Annotated in this window: 15 protein-coding genes; 10 read left to right on the forward strand and 5 right to left on the reverse strand. The window is 32.9% G+C overall.

What is annotated here, in order from left to right:
• Positions 1-458: 458 nt before the first annotated feature.
• The 5 genes from MKY02_RS08405 to MKY02_RS08425 all read left to right on the forward strand — a co-directional run bounded on the left by MKY02_RS08405 (position 459) and on the right by MKY02_RS08425 (position 4487).
• On the forward strand, positions 459-764 hold the full coding sequence (locus tag MKY02_RS08405; RefSeq protein WP_038185741.1) for an ArsR/SmtB family transcription factor: 306 nt from the start codon (positions 459-461) through the stop codon (positions 762-764).
• Between the two features lie 2 nt (positions 765-766).
• Positions 767-1819, forward strand: coding sequence for an ACR3 family arsenite efflux transporter (arsB, locus tag MKY02_RS08410; RefSeq protein WP_340710967.1), 1053 nt, complete (start codon positions 767-769; stop codon positions 1817-1819).
• 100 nt (positions 1820-1919) lie between these two features.
• Positions 1920-2723 (forward strand): arsenite methyltransferase, encoded by an 804-nt coding sequence (locus MKY02_RS08415; protein ID WP_038185195.1) that lies wholly within the window; start codon positions 1920-1922, stop codon positions 2721-2723.
• 291 nt (positions 2724-3014) lie between these two features.
• On the forward strand, positions 3015-3596 hold the full coding sequence (locus tag MKY02_RS08420) for an LOG family protein (protein WP_340710969.1): 582 nt from the start codon (positions 3015-3017) through the stop codon (positions 3594-3596).
• A 399-nt stretch (positions 3597-3995) separates the two neighbouring features.
• On the forward strand, positions 3996-4487 hold the full coding sequence (locus MKY02_RS08425) for a GNAT family N-acetyltransferase (protein ID WP_340710970.1): 492 nt from the start codon (positions 3996-3998) through the stop codon (positions 4485-4487).
• A gap of 160 nt (positions 4488-4647) precedes the next feature.
• On the opposite strand, the gene MKY02_RS08430 is transcribed toward MKY02_RS08425, so the two are convergent.
• From MKY02_RS08430 to MKY02_RS08450, 5 genes are all read right to left on the reverse strand, one after another.
• Positions 4648-5298 (reverse strand): hypothetical protein, encoded by a 651-nt coding sequence (locus MKY02_RS08430; RefSeq protein ID WP_340710972.1) that lies wholly within the window; start codon positions 5296-5298, stop codon positions 4648-4650.
• 318 nt (positions 5299-5616) lie between these two features.
• Complete coding sequence (locus MKY02_RS08435) at positions 5617-6243, reverse strand: response regulator transcription factor (RefSeq protein WP_038185188.1); 627 nt, start codon at positions 6241-6243, stop codon at positions 5617-5619.
• A 7-nt stretch (positions 6244-6250) separates the two neighbouring features.
• Positions 6251-8536, reverse strand: a complete 2286-nt coding sequence (locus MKY02_RS08440) for a sensor histidine kinase (protein ID WP_083669730.1) — start codon at positions 8534-8536, stop codon at positions 6251-6253.
• A complete protein-coding gene (comX, locus tag MKY02_RS08445) occupies positions 8521-8685 on the reverse strand; it encodes a competence pheromone ComX (protein WP_038185187.1) in 165 nt (54 codons plus the stop codon). Before comX ends, MKY02_RS08440 begins: the two co-directional genes overlap by 16 nt.
• Before the next feature lie 11 nt (positions 8686-8696).
• Positions 8697-9593, reverse strand: coding sequence for a polyprenyl synthetase family protein (locus tag MKY02_RS08450; protein ID WP_038185174.1), 897 nt, complete (start codon positions 9591-9593; stop codon positions 8697-8699).
• 565 nt (positions 9594-10158) lie between these two features.
• On the opposite strand from MKY02_RS08450, the gene MKY02_RS08455 reads away from it, so the two are divergent.
• The 5 genes from MKY02_RS08455 (at position 10159) to lysA (ending at position 18333) form a co-directional block, all read left to right on the forward strand.
• Positions 10159-13170 carry an efflux RND transporter permease subunit gene (locus MKY02_RS08455; protein ID WP_340710974.1) on the forward strand — a complete coding sequence of 1004 codons (3012 nt, stop codon included), beginning with the start codon at positions 10159-10161 and terminating at the stop codon, positions 13168-13170.
• A gap of 110 nt (positions 13171-13280) precedes the next feature.
• Positions 13281-13682 carry a holo-ACP synthase gene (locus MKY02_RS08460; RefSeq protein WP_038185170.1) on the forward strand — a complete coding sequence of 134 codons (402 nt, stop codon included), beginning with the start codon at positions 13281-13283 and terminating at the stop codon, positions 13680-13682.
• A 1033-nt stretch (positions 13683-14715) separates the two neighbouring features.
• Positions 14716-15648, forward strand: coding sequence for a 3-oxoacyl-[acyl-carrier-protein] synthase III C-terminal domain-containing protein (locus MKY02_RS08465; protein ID WP_038182932.1), 933 nt, complete (start codon positions 14716-14718; stop codon positions 15646-15648).
• A gap of 12 nt (positions 15649-15660) precedes the next feature.
• The gene (locus MKY02_RS08470) at positions 15661-17037 is read left to right on the forward strand and encodes an ATP-binding protein (protein WP_038182930.1); all 1377 of its coding nucleotides are present in this window, start codon (positions 15661-15663) and stop codon (positions 17035-17037) included.
• Positions 17038-17055: 18 nt separating this feature from the next.
• On the forward strand, positions 17056-18333 hold the full coding sequence (gene lysA / locus MKY02_RS08475; RefSeq protein WP_340708910.1) for a diaminopimelate decarboxylase: 1278 nt from the start codon (positions 17056-17058) through the stop codon (positions 18331-18333).
• Positions 18334-18349 lie beyond the last annotated feature (16 nt).

Here is an 18349-nt window from a genome sequence, read left to right on the forward strand (position 1 = left end):
AAAAACTCCTTTGTTGAATAATGTAATAATGCTGCCGTAATAGAAAAGCGTAAAAAAGGCATGGAGGCAACAAAGCAGTTTTTTACAACTTCTTTGTTTACCACCATGCCTGATCGTATCAGTAACATGTGATTCGTTATTAAACTAATATTCAGATAATAGCATTAAATATTTTACTATTCAATAGAAATATGAAAAAAAGTTAAAAATTTGTAACAATTGTAATGAATTATATGAAGGGGATATAGTTTTAAGTACAAGTTTCAGAAAAAATAAAGCGATTTTGATCAAGCTATTTCAAGTGAAAGACAAGAAAAGAGCATACATCTTGTTTTTTAGATTTTTTTAATGAAAGATTAAGCGGAATTTCTATACTTGCATACTTTACAATATAAGAGTACTCTTATATAAGTGAACGATTATATAAAAGAGGTGGGATAGTGGATTCTTTAACAATAATGGAAAAACAGTTAAAGGCCGTAAGTGATGCTAACCGTTTAAAGTTGTTAGCCTGTTTAAAGCAAGGCGAGGTCTGTGTATGTGATTTAGTTGATGTCCTGAAGGTTTCACAGCCAGCAGTTAGCCAACAATTACGTAAATTAAAAGAGGCTGACATTATCTTAGAAAGAAAAAAAGGGACTTGGAAGCATTATCGATTACATGAAGAACAATCTCCATACATCCAAGCAATTATTGAAGAATTAGAACCTATCTCATATAAGCATTGTGGACCAACTTGTTCTTCCCAAGAAGGGGATGATTGAAGGTGGAGAAACCGTTAACAAAACAGCTATCTTTTTTAGATCGGTATTTAACGCTGTGGATTTTCATTGCAATGGGGTTAGGTGTTCTTATAAGCGTCATTGCACCAAATTTTAAAGATACATTAGATACTTTAGCGGTAGGTACTACGTCTATTCCAATTGCTATCGGATTAATTGTTATGCTCTATGCACCGCTTGCTAAAGTGAAATATGAAGAGATGTGGCGTGTATTTAAAGATTGGAAAGTTCTATTGCTCTCACTCGTACAAAACTGGCTATTAGGTCCATTTTTAATGTTTTTCCTAGCCATCATCTTCCTACATGATTATCCGGAGTATATGGCGGGGCTGATTATGATTGGCCTAGCACGATGTATTGCAATGGTCATTGTTTGGAATGATTTGGCGCGAGGTGACAACGAGTATGTGGCAGGGCTAGTTGCCTTTAACTCTGTATTCCAAATCTTATTCTATTCTGTATTTGCCTATTTCTTTTTAAATATCATGCCGGGATGGTTTGGATTAGAAAATCTAAATATATCTATTTCAATGTGGGAAATTACAAAGAGTGTGCTGATTTACTTAGGTATCCCATTTGTTGCAGGTATTTTAACGCGCATTATTGGTATTAAAGTGAAGGGGATCGAGTGGTATGAAAATCAATTCATTCCTAAGATTTCTCCATTAACATTGATTGCTTTATTGTTCACTATTGTCATGATGTTTTCTTTAAAAGGGGATAAAATTATTGAATTACCAGTAGATGTAATTCGTATAGCCATTCCTCTATTAATCTATTTCTTGATTATGTTTGTCGTGTCGTTCTTTGCTTCAAGAAAGGCAGGAGCAAATTATCCAGTTACAGCAGCACTTTCGTTTACTGCTGCCAGCAATAACTTTGAATTAGCGATAGCAGTAGCTGTTGGTGTGTTTGGTATCCATAGTGGTGCTGCGTTTACCGCTGTTATTGGCCCGCTTGTTGAAGTACCGGTGTTAATAGCTCTAGTGGGAGTAGCACTTAGATGGAAAAGGAAATATTTCGAAGTTAAATTGTAAGTATTGAATCACACGATTTACGCCTAGCATTGTCTAGGTCTTATTTTAAGTCATTATATAAGTGATCGCTTATGTATTAATGTAGACGGAGGGTATAAAAATGACAGAAATGAAAAACGATCAAATACGCCAAGGTGTGCGTGATAATTATAAACAAGTAGCATTAAAAAATATTGATACAAATAGCTGCTGTGCTCCTAGCTGTTGCACACCAGATGAAAATCAAAATATCTCTGTAAAAGAGATTTCGCAAAAAATGGGTTACACAACTGAAGAACTTACAAGCATTCCGAACGGTGCCAATATGGGATTAGGATGTGGGAATCCACAAGCAATTGCGGCTTTAAAAGAAGGTGAAACTGTATTAGATTTAGGCTCTGGTGGTGGATTCGACTGCTTTTTAGCTGCGCCTAAAGTGGGCTTAAATGGGAAAGTCATTGGTGTAGATATGACACCAGAAATGATTTCAAAAGCTCGGAAAAACGCAGAAAAACTCCAATTTAAACATGTAGAATTTCGTCTTGGTGAGATTGAAAATTTACCAGTCGCAAATCAATCTGTCGATGTCATCATGTCAAACTGTGTAATCAATTTATCACCAAATAAATTACGCGTTTTTGAAGAAGCATACCGTGTTCTAAAAGATGGCGGTCGTTTAGCCATTTCAGATGTAATTTTAACAACAACTTTACCAACTGATATGAAACAAAATATGGCGCTCTATTCAGGTTGCATCACAGGCGCCTCAACAATCGAAGAATTGACGGCTTACTTGCAAGAAGCAGGGTTTAAAAATATTCAAATCACTCCAAAAGATGAATCGAAAGAATTTATCAAGGAATGGGCACCAGAACATCAAGTGGAAGAATATATCGTATCGGCTATTATTCAAGCTGTGAAATAGAATAATCTACAGCTTTTGTTATGAAATGAATAAAAGTAGTAGTTAGAACAAATTATAGAAAACAATATAATTGAGTAAAAAATGACTTCGCTAAAGTAGCGAAGTCATTTTTTTATTCCATACACTTCTATCAGAAAATCACATTTAATAAAATTGCTTATAAAACTTGAATTTAAAATAAAAATACAGAAAAGCAAAATAATAGTTTGCGTTACTTGGTATTGATGTAAATGTAATTTCAAAGTAATGTATGATATGTAAGAAAGATTACATAATGGGACGTGGTATATATTGAAAACTCTAGCTGTATTTTGTGGATCAAGTGATGGAGCTTCGAATATTTATGTAGAAGTTGCAAAAAAATTGGGTAAAGAGTTGGCAAAACGTGATATTACCCTTGTATACGGAGGGGCAAGTGTAGGCGTCATGGGTGCAGTTGCAGATGCTGTATTAGAAGCGGGCGGAAAAGTTATTGGAGTAATGCCTAGTTTTCTAGAGAAAAGAGAAATCTCTCATAAGAATCTAACTGAACTAATTGTAGTAGACTCTATGCATGATAGAAAAGAAAAAATGGCAGAACTTGCAGATGGATTTATGGCGTTGCCAGGTGGACCAGGAACATTAGAAGAATTCTTTGAGATATTCACTTGGGCTCAGCTTGGATTACATCAAAAACCTTGTGGACTCTTAAATATTAATCATTATTATGATCCGCTTATTGCTTTATTTAATCATATGTCTGATGAACAGTTCTTACATGAAAAGTACCGTACTATGGCGCTAGTAGATATAGAACCAAGTGGACTACTCGACCAATTTAATGTATATGAAGCACCAACTGTAAAATCTTATATTACTGAAAAACAAATTTGATAGTTGAAAAACAGGCTATGGTTTTTATAGACCATGGCCAGGTATTTACGTGGCTTGATATCGTGGCCATCGCCATGAATAATGAGAAAGTTTCAGGGAACTTGCGAACTGACGAGAAAATATAGTCGTCGAGGTGGCGGAGATACAAGAAGTACAGTGAACGGAATGAATCTAACTTATAATAAAACCCGTTACTACAATGATGTGTATGAGTGCCGAGTTGAATATTTGCCATTTACAAAAACAGTGAAAGATCTTCAATTGTATGACGAAAAGTGAGTTTAAGATAGCAAAGCGATCTATAGTTACTGGACATACAATTTGAGAATAACTACAACGTATATTATATAAAATAGTAATTGATAAACAGATTCACCAAAGGAAAAGGAGCTGAATATATTGTTACTTATAAGAAATCTTGAAGAAAATGAGTATGAGTTTTTATTGGATATGTTATATGAGTCAATCCATATTCCAGAGTATAAACCGACTAGAGAAGAGTTACTAAACTTCCCACACATTAGAAAATATCATGAAGGTTGGGGAAGAGCGGGGGATAGATCACTAATTGCTATCGATGAAGAAAATCAAAAAGTAGGAGCGGTCTGGTACAGATTATTTGAAGAAAATAATCAAGGCTATGGATATGTCGATCACAACACGCCAGAATTAGGAATTGCTATTGTAGAGAATGGTAGAGGAAAGGGAATTGGAACTTTACTTATGAAGAAAATCTTGCAGCTTGCTATGGCAGAAGGGTATAAGTCAATTTCCCTAAGTGTAGATCCAGATAATAGTGACGCAGTACATATATATAATAAACTTGGGTTTCAAGAATACGGAATATCAGGCACATCTATCACAATGGTATATAGGGATGCTGAGCATTAAATACGTCAAATTAATGCTGGAAATAATATAAAGCATGTTTTGAATGATTGATCAAAACATGCTCTAATGCTCTTTTTTTATTGATAAGAAATCTGTTTATTATAATTTGGATCATGATCTATCAATTGTTAAGCACTCATATACATGCATATCTAATATCTCAAAATTTATTAGTAGATGTGTTGACAGTAGAATAAGGTTTCTCTTCATTTATTATCCCCGAAATACCCTCTTTTTCAAGTAAATCGACAATTTTTTCAATGCTTGCATGATCTTTTACTACAATGAAATTAGGTGAAAAAGGCTTGTTTTTTATGTTTAAAATAAATTTATAACCATTATTTACTTTAGGGTCAAGACCATAGAGCTCATGCCAACGACTTATTTTTTCTACTTCATAACCTTTTATATTACTGAAAGAATAGAACTTGCTATCAAAGATTATGCCATTTGCTAATATGAACAAATTACCACGATGTTTAATGACGGAAATAATCACGAAAAATAAAGAAACAATACTAAATGAAGAAGTTCCTAATACGTCAGTTAAAAGAACAATTACTAACAAAATGACTAATAGTAAAATTGCAACTACGGTTCCCCATTTAACATATTGGTATGACTTCGTATTTTTACTAAGATACTCCATTTCCCGCCACTCGTGTGGAATGAGGATGCTATTAAATTCTTCTTCCTTACTAGGGTAGAAAGCATCCTTAGAGAGCTGAACAGCTTTTCTCAATTTAATTCGATATCGAATTAAATAGTAAATACCAAATATAAAAATAATAGTGAATATAGTATTTAACATCTTTTATAGCTCCTTTCTCGATAAATAAGGATTTAAAACAATTGTGGCTTACTAATTTATTCCTATTGTTCTATATAAAAATTATACTACAAAATGGATTATTTGAGTTTATATGTTTATTTTTAGGGTTAAAGTAAGGATTTCAAAAAGCAAAGCCAACTTGAAATTAATTCGATTAATGTCTAAAATAGTGCGACATTTGTATATAAAAACTCATTTTTTTCAAAATATATGCAAATACCCTATAAAGTAAAGTAGACTTTTATAAGTGTCACTTAACTTTATAGGGTGCAATTTTTTTGGTGCAAGTGGATTTATTTAATCAATTAATTTTAATTCTTTTGCCATTAGAGCAGCTTCTGTTCGTGTTGTAACATTCAGTAAGTGATAAATTTGTGATAAATTTCGTTCAACAGTTCGTGGAGTAAGATCAATTTCTAGAGCAATAGCACTATTAGTATAGCCCTGTACGACGAATTGTAAAATTTTCTTCTCACGTTCATTTAAAAGTAGTGGTTGCTTCGAAATTTGAGGTTGATCTAATTTCTGAACGAAATCGATGAAGCTCCAAGGTAAGATAATCTCGCCATCCATTGTTAAACGAATTGTCCGAAGTATGCGCTCTTTAGTGACGGTTTTCGAAAGAAGCCCATGTATTTTTTTTTCCACGATAAGTGAGTAGTAATCTTCGATCTGATCGCCTGTATACAAAATAATCTTTGCGTCAGGTTGGAGAGAGCAAATGGTAGCTCCGACGTCAATACCACTTGTACCTGGCATATTAATGTCAATTAAATAAACATCATATGGTGTTTTTTGTACGATTTCTGGAATATTTGTCGGATTTTTTTCTGTATCCGCTCGCATATCATCGATATTATTAAATAGATTTTTACTACCTTCTAATACAATTGGATGGTCGTCGATGATTAAAATATTTATCATGGATAGTTTAGTCTCCTTTATTGACCGTAATATCAAACTGCATACCTTCATTAGGGTAAGAGTCAATAACCATAGTCCCTTTGTATGCGGCAACACGTTCCTTCATGCCAATTATCCCCATCGTCCCAGATAAATACAAATCTTCTAAGTGACAGCCAATCCCGTTATCCATATAAAATAAATGAAAACCTTGTGATAAAGCACGAAGTTCAATTTTTACATATGTTGCTTTAGAATGCGTTAATGCATTGTTTAACATTTCTTGGATTAAACGATAAATGAGTAACGACATCTCATTGTCATCTATTAGTAACGGTTCAATAGAATGCATTAAAGTAAAGTGAGCTCGTTGTTCGGTCTGATTAAATAATTTCGTCAGTGCGGCCTCCAAACCAAGTGTTTGAAGAAGCGGAGGCTTAAGTTGCTCGCAGTATAGTCGCAACTGGACATTTATTGTTATTAGTTGCTGATGAATTTGTAAAATTTTTTGTTGTACGAGATCGCGATCACGTACATAAAGTAAGTTGTCCAATTCGCGAATTAAAAAAATTTGCTCTTGTAAAATAGTATCATGGAGCTCTTGTCCAAGTTGACTTTTTACTTCTTCAAGCTGTAACCAGCAGAGCTTATGTAGCCAAGCAGGATAGTTTTGTCCTTCCTTTGCTTGCTTTAACTCAAACATTAAATCCTCTACAAGCTGTGTGTTTTCAACAAAATTATCAATGTAATGAAGCAGTAATTCTAACCAAAGAAGTTCTTCCTTCTTTAAATGAATTTTGGAGTTGGTTCTTAAAATCAAAAAGTATTTTGTTTTTATATTTCGATGTAAGCAAGCGACGTAAAACGTTTGAAATTTCTTTATTGATCCAACTTGTAGTTGATCTAAATCCTTTGGCGTTAATTGGAGTTGGTGCCTATTCTCTTCAGACTGAGCATTAGCAAGAGAAATCTGTTCAGTTTCCATATCATATTGTATGACATAAACCGTATTCATTTCTAATTGCTTCATAAGTTGATCGGAAAGTGTGTTAAATAAATCCTCCATTTTTATTTCTTTTCCGACTTTATCAATAATCGAATACAAAAAATGAATATTATTGCCGTTCGTAGAAAATAATACTTTTCTATACACATAATCAATTTTTTCTTTAACACATAACAGCACAAAAATAGAAATGAAAATAAAAAGTGCTATACCTATATTAGTACGTATTGAAATCGATAAAAACGAGTCAATTCCTATCATTAGCCAAACTGTCATACCACCAGCAAACAGCACATAGTAACGTATACGAGAAACATAATAGTCAACATCAAATAATCGTTCCGTTACTTGCATAAAGGTGAATGTAAAGGGAATGCATAGTAACGATATAGCGCAAGTCGATGGACTTAAAATTGCTTGTTGAAATAATAATTCAGGGAGTACATAAAAAATGACAAAAGGTAAAAATGGTAGAACGATAAACCAAAAAAGTATTTGGAGCTGAATGCTTCGATCACGAGTATACGAAGTTGCAAGAATGATTAAAATATAAAAAATCAGAGCCACAAATAGCAGCAATATAATGATCGTATTCAAAGTGAAAAATGCTGAATTGAAAATTTCTATCATAGACACTAGGAAAACACACACAGTAATGAGATATAAGATCCAAATCTTTTTATTAAATCTCCATGGTATACGCAAAAAAGCAAAATACTTTTGTAAAAAGTGAATGAGTAGTACAAGGCATAGGATTAAACATGTACTATTAACAATACTACCTACGGGATGTAGTTGGGTGGATGCACCAACACTACAATAGGCAAGCGATACCGTTAGCAAAAAATAAATTAAAATATTCAGTGAAGCGACATTGCCACTTTTTTGCTTATATAAATAAATTGCTAATGACAACATAAGTAAAAAGTAAATTACTGGTAAAATGAAAAAATGTGAAAATGCCTTAGGCAATTCATGATACAAAACATCAATTTCTTTAATGTTTCCTGTAGCGTCCATTACAGTTAGTGTTTTAGCAGATCGAACAATCCCGTCTGGTGCAACGTGCTCCATTTTATAAGGAGAGAAGTCATCGATTGCAATCAATATATCACCTTTACTTATTTCATGGAGTTCTGCCCAATCAGGATATTCGAAATGCTCAATTACCAATCGATCGTCTTGTTTTACAACCTCTATCCCAATAATAGGAGAACTATAGCTGATATAAAGTACATAACTCCCAACAGCGATATAAAGTGTTAACAAGGTGATGAACGAACGGAGAGGGATTAAAGTGGTCGCCAACCTAGGCTGCCTAAGCATACATCATTATCATATGCTTCCACAATTGCTTTTTGTTGTAGTGAAGTTACACCTACTAAAGAAAGCTTATTATCCTTTAAAAGTTGTATGAACGCTGGGTTTTCTTGTAAGTATTGAATGAATTTCATCATTTGACATTACCTCATTTCATTAATTTTTCTACATATAAAAGGTCTACTTCGTGCATTTTAATCTGCTTTAAAAATACTAAAGCTTCTAGCTTTAATAAGTTTTTAATCGCCAGTGCATATTGAATCGCACCACTATCAATTAATGCTTTTTGAAGTAAGGGAACATTTACTGAATGCGTATTACCTGCGTAGTAATCATTTAGATGTACCGCAACTGATGATGGCTGTGAAAATAAAAAAAGAATTGACAACGAATATTTTTTATAGATAATATCATTTTTTCCATTCCAATATTTTAAGTCTGTAATATCGTTTTTGATTTGCTGAATCATGCCAATATGTTCAGCATAACGTGCAACCGTTGAATTTATTTGGCCAGTAGCTAAGACAACACCAAGCTGACAACTTAGAGCAGTTAATGAACCAGATTTTTGGCGAATCATATTGAGATATGCTTCTTCAGTCCGTGCTGTATTAAGTAAATCTTGTTGTTGACCATTAATACAATCAAGGCCATATTCTTCTAGCAAACAAGCAACTTCCCATTTGTATCGACTTGAAGTTTTTAATACAATTTGTTTCGCAATAAACAGAAGCGCAATAGCTCCATTTAACCCGATTGCGGTATCCTGAGACCAGATTGTATCGACATCACCATCTTGTAAATCATCAATTATATCAAAGCTTAAAATAAGTAACTCAAGTGCTGCTGCAATCGACACCGCATCATCATCTAGTTCACAGCCAAATGCCTCATAATGGAAAAGGCAAAGATGAGCAAACATGAAAGAAGCGTTTGTTTTGACATTGATATATTGAATAAGTTGGTCCTGAAAAGCGAGATGTAAATGTTGATTCGTTGTAATTAGTTCTTTCATTTTAATAATTAAGACCTCATTATGTCGCATTATACAAACCACCTTTTGTTGTAACAATTACATTCAGTATACATTCATTATGAATCATATATCGACTAAATGGAATAGTAAAATGGTAAATAACGTAAAAAATGTGTGTTATATTACTGTTTTATATAGAATGTAAACTCTATCTATATAGAGTTACCTCTATATTTTTAGAGCGCTTTTAACAAATAATTACAAAATGTGTCGGGAAACCGAAATAGTAATGTCGTATTCCTTACCTTGAAATGACGGATTATATTATATTAATCTGAATATAGAAAATATAGATAAATTAAGAAGTTAGTAATACACTACTCAGACAAATTATGAAATCAAATTTGGATAACTTTTTTATTAATACTTACGATCTATTGCTATAAATACGATTTATTGTAAATTAAGCAGAATTAACAATATATATTAGTTGTTTATACCAAATAGATTTGATTTGGTATTTACCTAGTTTCCAATTGCGCCGAATATCATATCAATTCCAATAGAATGGCACACAATTAATCTAATGGTTCAGAAATAATGTTAAATAAATATTTATAGAGGCAGGTATAAGATGAAATCAATAATTCAGTTTAGTATGAAAAGTGCTTTAGCTCTGTGTTTAGTGGTACTTCTTATTGTTGCAGGAGGAATTTATTCTTTAAAAGAGTTACATATTGAGAAGTATCCAAACGTAGACATTCCATATTTGACAGTTTTTATTCCTTATCCAGGTGCTTCACCGGAACAATCAATGAATGATATTGGGGAGCAAATGGAAAGAGAATTTATAAAGCTTGAAGGCGGAAAGAATGTATATACAGGTGGCGTTGCTAATGCAGCATATTCAACGATAGAATTTGATATGTCAATTGATATGAAGCAAGCTGAACAGTTAGTAAGGGCAAGTGTTGACAAGATTCAACTTCCAGAATTGGCAGAAGAACCGAAGTTTGAATTATCTAGTCCTGATGATAATCCAATTGTTTTTTCAATGGGGATTTATGCCGATGAAAATTATGAAGAAGTTCAAAATTTTATGAAGAAACGTATTATTCCACTTATTGAAGTAATCGATGGTGTAAGTGAAATCGAGGTTGGCGGGGTTGCAGATCGGTTAGTGCTTGTTCGACTAATACCTAAACAATTAGAGGCAAGTGGAATTACTATTAATGATGTAAAAACAGCTATTTCAGCAAATAATCTTTCGATGCCGACCGGTGATATTTCTGTATCTAACGAAGTATTACCGGTGCGAATAAATAAAGAATTAAAATCAGTTGAAGATGTTAAAAAAATAAAGATTTTCACACAAGGGACAAATTCACAAACCACTAAGACTTTACCTGGAACGATTACTTTAGGTGAAATTGCTGAAGTTACATATGAAAGTGAATACACAAATAATATTACACGAATAAACGGAGAACAAGGAGTAAGTTTGGGTATTATGGCTGAAGGTGGAGCTAATGTAGTAGCTATTGTTGAACAAGTTAAGGAAGAAATGAAAAATTTGGATCTTCCTGAAGGATATAAAGTAGAAACACTGCGTGATCAATCTATTGAAATTAAGAAATCAGTCTATTCTATGCTCAAGGAGGCATTTTTAGGTGCATTAATGGCCGTTGTCGTAACCTTGTTATTTTTAAGAAATATTCGTTCGACCATTATTGCTGTTATATCCATTCCAGTATCCATATTTGCATCTTTTCTTCTGATGAAAACGATAGGATATACATTAAATATTATGACACTTGCAGGAATTGCAGTAGCTTGCGGACGGGTAGTGGATGACTCAATTGTAGTAATTGAAAATGTTTTTAGAAGGGTAAGGGCTTCAAAAGAAAGAAATGATAAGCTCATAGAACAAGCTACAAGAGAAGTCGCATCTGCTATCACCACTTCCACAATCACAACTGTAGCGGTTTTCTTGCCATTGGCTTTTGTACCAGGGATTGTAGGGGGATTTTTCAAACCACTTGCATGGACAATTGTTATTTCATTATTGATTTCATTAATTGTTGCAATAACTCTTGTTCCACTCTTATCGAGAATTTTTCTTTTAAAAACTACACTGAAGGAACCACAAGAAAATGCAATTCAAATTTGGTATCGAAAAAAATTGACTTGGGTGTTAAAACATCGATTCGTAACTTTAACTACAGCATTATTGATTCTGGTTGGTTCTGTTGCCCTAATAACACCTAGACTCGGCACAACCTTCCTTCCGCAAGAGAAAGTGAATGATTTTGATGTCGAAATTAAAATGAAAAAAGGAACTGCTCCAAAGAAAACAATTGAAGCAGCTAGTAAAGTGGAGAAAATTTTAATTGATCAAGAGGATATAACTCTGGTAAATACAAATATTGACGGAGCATCTGAAAGTGCAACAATTTCATTTGTTGTAAAAGATTCTGTAGTAAATATTAATGGATTTGTAAAAGATTTGAGATCCCAATTTACAACCATTACAGAGCCAGAGAAAATTACAGTATCTGGGGTAGGTGGAATTATTGGTGGTGCAGAAGGTAGGTACACTCTTGTTGTAAATGGGTCTAATTCTGAGGATTTAAAAAAGGCAAGCGAGCAAATCAAAACTAGTTTAAAAGAAGTAGAAGGAATGACAGATGTTACAACATCTTTAGAAGGTGAAGAGCCTGAAATAGTCATTGATTTGGACGAAGTTAAGCTTGCTGAAAAAGGACTAATGCCAGCCGTGGTAGCACAAAGTCTTCGAACACTAATTAGCGGTGATATAGTAACAACGATGAGAATGGAAGGCGAAATACGAGAAGTGAAACTTGGATTGAAGATGGACGAAATAACATCCATCGAAAAACTAGGGAATCAAAAAATTAACAATGTAATGGGTATGCCGGTTTCTCTTAAAGAGATAGGTGAATTGAAAAGAGTCGATAATATTACCGCTGTTTCTCATTTGAATGGAAATGAATATATCATGGTAAATGGTACAATCACAGATGAAAAAGTAGGGGATGTGATAGCGAAAGCAGATGAAATTATCAATGATTTAGAGTTACCAGAAAATATTAGCTACTACAAGGAAGGCGCATCTGCATCGATGTCAGATGGCTTCAAAGATCTATCCATTGCCATCGTAATCAGTATTTTCTTAGTATATTTAGTCATGGTAATTGCATTTAGAGAAGGAAAGGCTCCATTTGTTATTCTGTTTGCAATACCATTTTCTATCATTGGAGCGCTAATTGGACTTTATATAGTAAATGAACCAATTGGTATGCCTGTAATGATTGGTTTACTCATGTTGAATGGGATTGTAGTAACGAATGCTATCGTTCTAGTAGATAAGGTGAAGCAAAATGAAAGAAGTGGAATGATCAAACAAGAAGCTATAATTGAAGCCGGCGTCATACGTATTCGACCAATTTTGATGACTGCTATTGCAACAATCGGTGCTTTAATTCCGATGGCTATCTCAAATGAATCAGGAATGGTGTCAAAATCACTCTCTGTAGTCGTCATTGGAGGGCTATCAACATCTACTTTATTAACGCTGTTTATTGTACCAATACTATACAGTTTGTTTAACTTGAAAAAAAAGTAAATAATGAATCCTAATGTAGCTAAGTATTTGATAAAAAAATACTCAATATTAGTCAATTATTAAAATAAATAAGATTTAAAATTAATTATATGAAAGAGTGATACATTGTAGTGTTAGTTGGAATCGGAGTAGATATGATTGAACTAGCCAGTTTAGATAAAATGCTTAAAAGAAATGAAATTTGGATCATTGAAAAGGTTCTCTCCAAAAAAGAGAGAGACTATTGTATGGGATTAAAAGATAGTGAGCTTAGATTAGTATGGATAGCTAAATGTTTCGTTATTAAAGAAGCAGCATATAAAGCCATTAATCATCTTGTTTATGAAAAATTTAATTTTTTAAATATTGAATTTTTCATCGATGATAATGGAGAGACAAATATTTATACTTCAAAAATCAATTTAAAAGAAGAAGGAATTATTTTACATCACTCGATTAGTTATACATCAAAAAATGTCATTGCATTTGTTACTGCAGAGAAATTAAAGGAGGTGAAAACTAGTGAAAATTAAAGCGAAACCAATGCAAATTAAGAATCTTAAAAATGTAGCACGTTACGGCGGTGCATGCGGTAAATGCTAAATTGACAGGTAAAAAAATAAGGAAAACCTTATGATTGTTTACTCCAAATTAAAAGGAGGTGAAAACAAATGAAAATTAAAGCGAAACCAATGCAAATTAAGAATCTTAAAAATGTAGCACGTTACGGCGGTGCATGCGGTAAATGCTAAATTGACTGGTAAAAAAATAAGGAAAACTTTATGACGGTTTACTCCATTAAAAGGAGGTGAAAACAAATGAAAATTAAAGCGAAACCAATGCAAATTAAGAATCTTAAAAATGTAGCACGTTACGGCGGTGCATGCGGTAAATGCTAAATTGACTGGTAAAAAATAAGGAAAACTTTATGACGGTTTACTCCATTAAAAGGAGGTGAAAACAAATGAAAATTAAAGCTAAACCAATGCAAATTAAGAATCTTAAAAATGTAGCACGTTACGGCGGTGCATGCGGTAAATGCTAAATTGTCTGGTAGAAAAATAAGGAAAACTTTATGACGGTTTACTCCAAATTAAAAGGAGGTGAAAAGAAATGAAAATTAAAGCGAAACCAATGCAAATCAAGAACCTTAAAAATGTAGCACGTTACGGCGGTGCATGCGGTAAATGCTAAATTGACAGGTGAAAAAATAAGGAAAACCTTATGACGGTTTACTCCAAATTAAAAGGAGGTGAAAACAAATGAAAATTAAAGCGAAACCAATGCAAATTAAGAATCTTAAAAATGTAGCACGTTACGGCGGTTCATGTAAATGCTAAATCGATTGGTAGTTAACATGTCGAAAACTAATGAATAGTTTTCGACATGTTAAAAGGAGGTGAAAACAAATGAAAATTAAAGCGAAACCAATGCAAATTAAGAATCTTAAAAATATAGTACGTTACGGCGGTGCATGCGGTAAATGCTAAAAGTGGATATAAAAGAAATTCCCCTTCCCTAGATGGGGTTTCTTTTATAACTTAAAATAAAAGGGTGACCAATACATTGATATACATTGATTATATTGAAAACTATATTCCTGAAAAAGTAATAGACATATCAGAATTACAGGATTACTTAAATTTAAAAAATTATCAAATTAAAGTTTTTAAAAAAATCCACGGATTAAAAGAAATCAGGAAAGAAGAAGGTTCATTAACAAAATTATTAAGTACGCCAATATTAAATATATTTGAGCGAAACAGTAGTTTTAGACAGGAAATTAAATACATTATTTATTGTCATACTATTCAGAATGTTCACCCATTTCCGTTGGATATGTTTAAAGAAATAAGTGAAATTTGCAATATACATAATACGATAAATTTTTCAATAAATCAACAAAATTGCGCTTCAAGTCTAGTCGCATTAGAAATTGCAGACAGCTTATTAAATAGTACAGATAAAAATGATAAGGTGCTCTTGTTAATGGGGGAAAAGGTTTTCAATCCAATTATGCAATTAATTAATAATACCACTATTTTAGGAGAGGCATCAACAGCAGTCATCTTATCTAGAAATAGTAATAAAAATATTAAGTTTATTAAAACAAAAACTAAAATATTAGGGAAATATGCTGAAGGAATCGGCATTAGTCAGGAAGAACAAAAACAATTCGAAAAAAATTATGTACCAACCTTGTCAGCATTAATAATAGAAACGGTTAATGATCTTGATTTAGAATTGTCAAAAATATCTCTAATCTTACCGCATAATGTGAATGTATCTTCTTGGAAACAGATATCTAAATCCTTAGAGTTTCCTATCCAAAAAATATATTTAAAAAATGTGGAGAAATATGGACATTGCTTTTGCTCTGATCCATTTTTAAATTTAGATTGTGCAATCAGTGATGGCCTGTTAAAAAAAGGTGATTATTTCTTGATGGTTTCAGTTGGCTTAGGTGCAACGTTTGCTGTGAGCCTATTTCAATTTTAATGGAGGTGTGAGATGGAAAATATAGGTTGTAATTTAAGTGCTCATCTAAAAAAAGCACTAGTAGACGACGAAAAAGCAAAATTTATATATATTAATAACTTTGAAGTTGAACAGTATTGGAAACCGCCAGAAACGGTAGGTATTCCTTCGGTTTCCATTGGTAATGCAAGGTTGATGGTCAATAGATTGGAAGAACAAGGTGTATTACTTGCCAGCCCAACAGATATTGTAATTCTAAAACGACCTGTCAGTACTCACTTCTTGCAGTATTTACAAAGTTTACTAGAGTGTCCGGGTATTATCTATGTTGAGAACAGTAATCCAAACTTAAATATTACGAAGGACATTCTAAATTGCCAAAAAACAATTCAACATCTAAAAGAACTGAAAAATACGAATAATAACATTTACTTTATGCCTTATGGATGTTCTGAGTACGAAGAACAGCTCTCAGAATTAACAGGTATTCCTCTTGCAGTGCCAAGTAGTCATGTTTTTAGCAAAGTAAACACTAAAGTATATAGTCGTGTTCTGAATCAAAAAGTAAATATCAGGCAGATTCCTGGAGGGGAGTGTGATTCCGTAGATAGTTTGTTAGAGACATATCAAAACTTGAAGCATTATCTAATAAGTGGAGAAAGATTAGTCTTAAAGGAATCTCTGGGTGTGTCAGGAAAAGGATTAATTATTATTGATTCGGAAGAAAAATTTAATAAAGCAATTAAGATGATAGAAAAAGGGCTTAATAAAAAAAACAATGGAAAAGTGAGCTTTGTTTTAGAAAAATGGATTAGGAAAACAGCTGATATTAATTATCAAATACTAATTGAAAGAAACGGCAAAGTTATTTATTACGGTGCAAAGGAATGCATTGTAGAAGATGGAGTTCATCGTGGACATCTTTATCCAACTTACATCACAAGAAAGCTGGATGAAGAACTGCGTAAAGCTGGAGAAAAAATAGGTAGACAATTATATCAAGACGGTTATTACGGAATAGTTGGAATCGATGCGATATATGATCAGGAGGATATGCTTTGGCCAAACCTTGAAATCAATGCACGATTTAATATGGCCTCCTACCAAATGAGAATACAAGAAAATTTTTTACAAAATCAAGGGCACGCATTAGCAAAATATTATGAATTAAAGTTGAGTCGTCAAATATCATTTAATGAAATATTTACTTTACTTGAAAACTTTATGATTACTACCAATGGACAAGAAGGTTTCTTAATTAACAATTTTGCGACTGTTAACTCCGGTTTCAGTAAAGAAGGTAAGTTTTTCAAGGGGAGATTGTACGGAGTTTTAATGGCAAGTAATATGGGTTCACTGTTTGATTTGGATCGTAGAATACAGATTCAATTAAATAAAATTCAAGAATGAGGGGAGGAAACAAGATAAATGGTATATGAAATACAAGGAATACCTATAAGTGATTTAGCAGAAAAATATGGTACACCTCTTTATATATATGACGGGCAAGAAATTTCTAATATATTTTTAGAGTTGAAAAGCAATATTACAAAGCATCTTGAAGTATTTTTTTCTTTAAAATCGAACCCTAATATTTCTGTCTATAACTTGCTAAAATCATTGGGAGCAAAAGCTGAAGTTTCTTCATTGACAGAATTAAAAACGGTCCTAATGGCAAATACAGATCCAGAAAATATTATTTTTTTAGGGCCGGGAAAAAGTGAAGAAGAAATTACAAGTTGTATCGATCATTCTATTTATGCAATCGTATGCGAATCTTTTCAAGAATTAGAATTAATCAATAAAATTGCTTCTATTCGCAAAAAGAGAGCACGTGTGGCAATTAGAGTGAATCCAACATTTTCAATTAAAGGTTCTAGGCTTGCAATGGGAGGAAAGCCTCGGCAATTCGGAATAGATGAAGAAATAGTATTTCAAAATTTAGCCTTGCTAAAGTCATATGAAAATGTGGATATTATTGGAATTCAAGTATACATGGGGACAAGAATTTTAGATGAGAATGTGATCTGCCAAAACACAATTAACATTTTAAAGTTGGCAGTACGGTTTAGTGAACAAACGGGTCTAGCATTACAATTTGTCGATATTGGTGGAGGATTAGGCGTACCTTATTTTAGTAATGAAGAGGATCTTAATATACAAAAATTAGGTGAACAACTATCTCCTATTATTAATGATTTTAAAGACTCTTTTCCGAATACAAAGCTGGCGATGGAAGTAGGAAGATATCTCGTTGCTAAATCTGGCATGTTTGTATCCAAAGTCAATTATATAAAAAAATCTAGAGAAGAAAATTTCATTATAACAGATGGTGGAACAAATTGTCATATGGCTGCAGTCGGAGTAGGTAGTTTTGTTAAAAGAAATTTTCCTATGAAGAATTTAACGAATTTAGATGAGGCGGACATTGATACTTATAATGTAACGGGTCCACTATGTACTCCAAATGATGTGGTTGGAAAAAATGTTGAACTTTCAAAGGTCCAAAGAGGGGATCTTATTGGGATTTTACAATCAGGTGCATACGGTCCAAGTGCATCACCTGGTCTGTTTTTAAGTCATGGTTTTCCTGCTGAAGTGTTGATTCATAGTGGGAAACACTATCTGGTTAGAAGACGTGATAATTCAGAGGATATTATAGGCAAACAAATACTAGTTAATGAAAAGATATTTCATTTAGTTTAATACAATAATAGAAAGG

It is taken from the genome of Viridibacillus sp. FSL R5-0888, from assembly GCF_038009105.1.
In the GTDB taxonomy this organism is placed as follows: Bacteria; Bacillota; Bacilli; order Bacillales_A; family Planococcaceae; genus Viridibacillus; species Viridibacillus arenosi.

Coding starts and splice junctions, on each gene's coding strand:
- MKY02_RS08415 (WP_038185195.1), top strand. CDS start 1,920: ATGACAGAAATGAAAAACGATCAAATACGCCAAGGTGTGCGTGATAAT.
- MKY02_RS08450 (WP_038185174.1), bottom strand. CDS start 9,593: ATGCGACATAATGAGGTCTTAATTATTAAAATGAAAGAACTAATTACA.
- MKY02_RS08435 (WP_038185188.1), bottom strand. CDS start 6,243: ATGATAAATATTTTAATCATCGACGACCATCCAATTGTATTAGAAGGT.
- MKY02_RS08405 (WP_038185741.1), top strand. CDS start 459: ATGGAAAAACAGTTAAAGGCCGTAAGTGATGCTAACCGTTTAAAGTTG.
- MKY02_RS08430 (WP_340710972.1), bottom strand. CDS start 5,298: ATGTTAAATACTATATTCACTATTATTTTTATATTTGGTATTTACTAT.
- lysA (WP_340708910.1), top strand. CDS start 17,056: ATGGTATATGAAATACAAGGAATACCTATAAGTGATTTAGCAGAAAAA.
- comX (WP_038185187.1), bottom strand. CDS start 8,685: ATGATGAAATTCATTCAATACTTACAAGAAAACCCAGCGTTCATACAA.
- MKY02_RS08470 (WP_038182930.1), top strand. CDS start 15,661: ATGGAAAATATAGGTTGTAATTTAAGTGCTCATCTAAAAAAAGCACTA.
- MKY02_RS08455 (WP_340710974.1), top strand. CDS start 10,159: ATGAAATCAATAATTCAGTTTAGTATGAAAAGTGCTTTAGCTCTGTGT.